This window comes from Actinomyces polynesiensis, from assembly GCF_000820725.1.
Taxonomy (GTDB): domain Bacteria; phylum Actinomycetota; class Actinomycetes; order Actinomycetales; family Actinomycetaceae; genus Pauljensenia; species Pauljensenia polynesiensis.
Map to the genome: position 1 here is coordinate 1 of NZ_CCXH01000044.1, position 5,339 is coordinate 5,339.

A 5,339-nucleotide genomic window follows, 5' to 3' on the forward strand; every position below is an offset into this window, starting at 1 on the left:
TCCGGAGGGGCTCCCTCGGGTCCGGGCCCGTGTGGACCGGACTCCTTGACGGGGGCTCGGGCGCCCCTGGTGTGCCGGTCTGTTCGCTCTGTCTGACGCGGTCACCCTGACGCATCCACAGTCGACGATCCGACCTCGCCGGTCACGGCGGTCGGTGCGGTGCTGCCGTCGTGGCACCGGAGGAGAGAATCACCCCCGAGTGGAGGGAGGGGACGATGACCGGCATGCCGACTGCGGAAGAGGTCCGTTCACACATGCGGTTCTCCTCCGAGGAACGGGTCCTCAACCTGTCCGGTCGGGTCCGCTCCGGAGAGCTCGTGGTCGTGCGCCGGGGTGCCCACCTCGAAGGGGACTACCTCGGGCAGTTCACCCTCAGGTGGGAGTTCTCCGAGGTCGTGGGGCTGGCCCGGGCGATCGCAGTGCTCCATGACGGGTCGGCGGCCGCGACGGGCGTCACTGCAGCGATGCTCCACGGGATCCCCAGGCTGCGGGAGAGCGGTGATGTCCACGTCTGGTCTCCGCAGCGCTCCGGTGGTCAGAATCCCGTCCTGCCCCCGGTGGTCCTGCCGGGGACGGCGAGCGTGGGCCCGTGCCGCGTGGTGCGGCACGGGGGTGGCTGCGGTGACCTCGCCCCCGTCGAGCGCGCGGGGATCCGGGTGCTCCCGCTGGACGTCGTGGTCCTCTCCTGCTGCTCGACCATGCCGGCCCCGGAGGCATTTGTCGTGGCCTGCGGTGCACTGCGCTCGATGTCCGGCTACGACAAGCACCGCGACGTCGGAGGGCGGCTCGCGGAGGAGGCAGTCCGCGCCGGAATGCTCGAGCGTATCTCCGACCTCCCGTCGCGCGCCAGGTGTCGGCAGGTCGCCCGCGAGATCGTCACTGCAGCCGATGCCGGATGCGAGTCCGTGGCTGAGGCGCTGCTGCTGTGGATCCTCCGGAGCCACGGAGTGGACGCGGTGGTCACGCAACACCGGGTGACCGACGGACGCCACGTGTTCTTCATCGACCTGTGCATCCCCGGACTCATGCTCGCCATCGAGTTCGACGGGCGCGCGAAGTACGGGGACGACAGGAACTCTGTCCTCGACAGCTTCGACCATCGCGACGACCGCCAGAAGGTGCTCGAGCGCATGGGCTACACGGTGGTGCGCTTCCGCTGGAACGAGTTGGCCGACCCGGAGGCAGTCATCGCCGAGATCCGCACGCGGCTGGCCCATGCGGGCCGGGACCTGGTGCTGGGCCGGGGGTTCTCCTCCGCCTGCCGGTGATCAGAGGTCCACGCGAGGACGAGACGGCAAGTTCTGACAGGTCCCGTGCGCGAACTTGCCGTCTCGTGGGGGCCCGGGTGTGGGCGGTGGTGGGGTCGGGTCTGTGACCTGCGGTGATGATGCTGGGGATGGTCTGGGGTGCTCTGACGAGACGGCAAGTTCTGACAGGAACGGTGCGCGAACTTGCCGTCTCGTGGGGGTCCGGGTGTGGGCGGTGGTGGGGTCGGGTCTGTGACCTGCGGTGATGCTGGGGGCTGTTCGAGGGGCTCTGACGAGGCGGCAAGTTCTGACAGGGAGGGTGCGCGAACTTGCCGTCTCGTGGGGGTCCGGGTGTGGGCGGTGGTGGGGTCGGGTCTGTGACCTGCGGTGATGCTGGGGGCTGTTCGAGGCGCTCTGACGAGGCGGCAAGTTCTGACAGGGAGGGTGCGCGAACTTGCTGTCTCGCCGAGGCCCGAGGCCCGGGCCCCGATCTGGCCCCGGACCGGCACCCGCACCTGCGCCTGAACCGGTCCAGCACCCGGACCCGGTCCCCGCTCCCGCACCCGGGGGCGATCGTCGGACGGCGCCAGACAGTCGACCAGCGGCGGGCGGGCCCACGCGCGAGCCCGCTGTGAGGGACGGCACCCGTTCCCGGGGACACCTCGCTGGTGGGCGACGCACGGCCGGTGATATCCTGTGTGCCGACCGTCCGGGCAACCATGCCCGGGACGCAAGCGGAGATCCTCCCACCTGGATGCCCGCCGCCGTGCCAGTCACGGCGGTTCGTGCCCGACCCGGCAAGTGCCGGGGCCGAGGTACAGGGGATCGGGTCCGTCGACCTGCGGCAGTGCCGCAGGTCGTTGTGGGCCTTCGTGCGCGTCGCGGCACGGAGGCCTTCTTCGTGCCCGAACAGTTGACACCGTGGAAGGAGTCACCCATCAGCGAGACCCGCATCAATGATCGCATCCGAGTCCCAGAGGTCCGCCTCGTGGGACCCGGCGGGGAGCAGGTCGGCGTCGTCCGTGTGGAGGATGCCCTCCGTCTGGCCGACGAGGCCGGGCTCGACCTCGTCGAGGTCGCACCCGACGCCAAGCCGCCCGTCTGCAAGCTCATGGACTACGGCAAGTTCAAGTACGAGGCCGCCCAGAAGGCTCGCGACGCCCGCCGCAACCAGGCGAACACGCAGCTCAAGGAGATCCGTTTCCGCCTGAAGATCGACGACCACGACTTCGAGGTGAAGAAGGGGCACGTCGTGCGCTTCCTCACCCAGGGCGACAAGGTCAAGGTCATGATCATGTTCCGCGGCCGCGAGCAGTCCCGCCCCGAGGCGGGCGTGCGCCTGCTGCAGAGGCTGGCCGAGGACGTGGGTGACCTGGCGACGGTCGAGTCGATGCCCCGTCAGGACGGACGCAACATGACGATGGTGCTCGCACCGACCCGCCGCAAGGCCGACGCGATCAACGAGCAGCGCCAGCGCCGCGAGGCCGAGCGCGTGGCTCGCAAGGACAAGAAGGCCGAACGTTCCACCAGGGACCAGGCCCGCGGGGCGGAATCCGCACGGTGAAGCACTCAGACGCGGGGCCACGGGCCCTGCGTCGGACACAGAAGGAATGGAAGACATGCCGAAGAACAAGACTCACTCCGGGACGAAGAAGCGCGTCCGCGTGACCGGATCGGGCAAGCTCATGCGCGAGCAGGCCGGGGCCCGCCACCTCCTCGAGCACAAGTCGAGCAAGAAGAAGCGTCGCCTCGCTTCCGACCAGCTGGTCGCCAAGTCCGACAAGAAGCGCGTCCGCAACCTGCTGGGCATCTGACCGGCCCGTCCGCACCAAGGAGATACTGAGAAATGGCACGTGTGAAGAGGGCCGTCAACGCCCACAAGAAGCGTCGCGTCGTCCTGGAGCAGGCGTCGGGCTACCGCGGTCAGCGTTCGCGCCTGTACCGCAAGGCCAAGGAGCAGGTCACCCACTCCTTCACCTACTCCTACCGCGACCGCAAGGCGCGCAAGGGCGACTTCCGTCGCCTGTGGATCCAGCGCATCAACGCTGCGGCCCGCCAGAACGGCATGACCTACAACCGCTTCATCCAGGGCCTGACCCTGGCCGGTGTCGAGGTCGACCGCCGCATGCTCGCCGAGCTGGCCGTCAATGAGCCCGCCGCCTTCACGGCGCTCGTCGGGACCGCCAAGGCAGCACTGCCCGCGGACGTCAACGCCGCCAAGCAGGCCTGAGACAGTCGGACCTGGACCCCGTGTCCGACCGATCCGACTCCACTGAGCGCCCGTCCATCCTGGACAACCCCCACGCCGATCGCGTGAAGCGGGTCGCCGGGTTGGCCGGGCGCTCGGCGCGTTCACGCAGCGGCCTGATGCTCGTCGAGGGGCCCCAGGCGGTGCGCGAACTGGTCGTGCACCGCGGTGGACAGGTGCGCGACGTGTACCTCACCCCGCGTGCCTCCGCACAGCACCCGGACATCGTCGGTGCAGCCGAGGCGGTCACCCGCTGGGTGCACGAGGTCACCGAGGAGGTCGCCCGTGCGATGTCCTCCGACGCGCAGGGCGTCCTCGCCGTGGCGCGCGAGCAGGCGGTCGCCGACGGAGCGCCCCGCCTGGGTGGGGGTCCGGTCGTCGTCCTGGCCCGCGCGCAGGACCCCGGCAATGCCGGGACCATCATCCGCACGGCCGATGCCATGGGCGCCTCCCGCGTCGTCCTCACCCCCGGGTCGGTGGACGTCCGCAACCCGAAGGTGGTCCGTGCCTCCGCAGGGTCGGTCTTCCACCTCCCCGTCGCGACCGGGGTGGAGTTGCCCGCCCTCGTCGACTCCCTCCACGAGGGCGGGACCGTGGTCATGGGGACCTCCGGACAGGACGGGTCCCTCGACCTGACCGACCTCCTCGACGAGGTGGTGCTGCGGGGCGAGGGCGCACTCACCGTCCCCCACGCCTGGGTGTTCGGCAACGAGGCGCAGGGCCTCGACCCCGAGGAGGAGGACGCCTGTGACGTCCTCGTGCGCATCCCCATGAGCGGCCCGGCGGAGTCCCTCAACGTCTCCTCCGCGGCCGCCATGTGCCTCTTCGCCTCCCAACGGGGGACGCGGGCCGGGTCCTGACCCCGATAGGCTGGGCACATGCGTGTGCGCGAGCTCGACGAGTCCGAACTGATCTCCCTCCTCACGGCGGTGCTGCCGACGGGGGAGCGGACCCTGCTCGGGCCGGGGGACGACTGCGCCTTCGTCGCGTCCCCCGAAGCGTGCTTCCTGGTGACCACGGACATCCTCGTGGCCGGGCACCACTTCCGCACCGACTGGTCCTCACCCGACGAATCGGGGCACGTGCCGCCGCGCAGAACCTGGCGGACGTCGCGGCCATGGGCGGGCGTACCTCCTCGCTGGTCGTCTCCCTGGTGCTCCCACCCGAGACGCCGGTGGACTGGGTGGTCGCCCTGGCCGCGGGCTTCGGGGACCGGGCGCGGCGCGCCGGGGCCGGGGTGGTCGGGGGTGACCTCTCCTCCGGTGAGCAGGTCGTCGTCTCCGTGACCGCCCAGGGATGGACCCACGAGGCCCCGGTGCTGCGCAGCGGGGCGCGTCCGGGGGACATCGTGGCCGTGGCGGGAACGCTCGGCCGCTCGGGTGCCGGGCTGGAACTGCTCTCCCGTGGACACGTGGACCCCTCGTGCCACGACCGGGAGGTGCTGGGGGACCTGGCGGAGGCCGTGTCGACCTACCGTGCGCCCACCCCGCCCCTGGAGGCGGGGCCGACGGCCGCCGCACATGGTGCCCACGCGATGCTGGACGTCTCCGACGGGCTCGTCATCGACGCCGGGCGGATGGCGAGGGCCAGCGGTGTCATCATCGAACTCGACCCGGCCCTGCTCGCCCCTGACGTGCGCGCCTTGGGGGCGGCGGCCGAGGTCTGCGGGCGCCCGGCACTGGACTGGGTGCTCTTCGGCGGGGAGGACCACCCCCTGCTCGCCACCTTCCCGTCCCGCGTGGTCCTGCCCGCGCCCTTCAGGGCGATCGGCGTCGTGGGCGCCGTGGGGCCCGAGGGGCTGCCGCGCGTGCGCCTGGACGGGCGTGACATCTCGGGGGGATGGG

6 protein-coding genes are annotated in these 5,339 nt (G+C 71.1%); all 6 read left to right on the forward strand.

The features are described 5' to 3' along the window. Positions 1-224 precede the first annotated feature (224 nt). Positions 225-1,268, forward strand: a complete 1,044-nt coding sequence (locus TA90_RS13005; RefSeq protein WP_187120063.1) for an endonuclease domain-containing protein — start codon at positions 225-227, stop codon at positions 1,266-1,268. Between the two features lie 880 nt (positions 1,269-2,148). Further along, complete coding sequence (infC, locus tag TA90_RS01635) at positions 2,149-2,811, forward strand: translation initiation factor IF-3 (protein WP_231550627.1); 663 nt, start codon at positions 2,149-2,151, stop codon at positions 2,809-2,811. 55 nt (positions 2,812-2,866) lie between these two features. After that, positions 2,867-3,061: a 50S ribosomal protein L35 gene (gene rpmI, locus TA90_RS01640; RefSeq protein ID WP_043534282.1), complete on the forward strand. Its 195-nt coding sequence runs from the start codon at positions 2,867-2,869 to the stop codon at positions 3,059-3,061. Positions 3,062-3,093: 32 nt separating this feature from the next. Next, positions 3,094-3,477: a 50S ribosomal protein L20 gene (gene rplT / locus TA90_RS01645; protein ID WP_043534283.1), complete on the forward strand. Its 384-nt coding sequence runs from the start codon at positions 3,094-3,096 to the stop codon at positions 3,475-3,477. A gap of 20 nt (positions 3,478-3,497) precedes the next feature. Then, on the forward strand, positions 3,498-4,355 hold the full coding sequence (locus tag TA90_RS01650) for a TrmH family RNA methyltransferase (RefSeq protein WP_231550628.1): 858 nt from the start codon (positions 3,498-3,500) through the stop codon (positions 4,353-4,355). Between the two features lie 257 nt (positions 4,356-4,612). Further along, positions 4,613-5,339: thiamine-phosphate kinase (locus TA90_RS01655; RefSeq protein WP_074015225.1), on the forward strand; the 727-nt coding region annotated here is incomplete at its 3' end.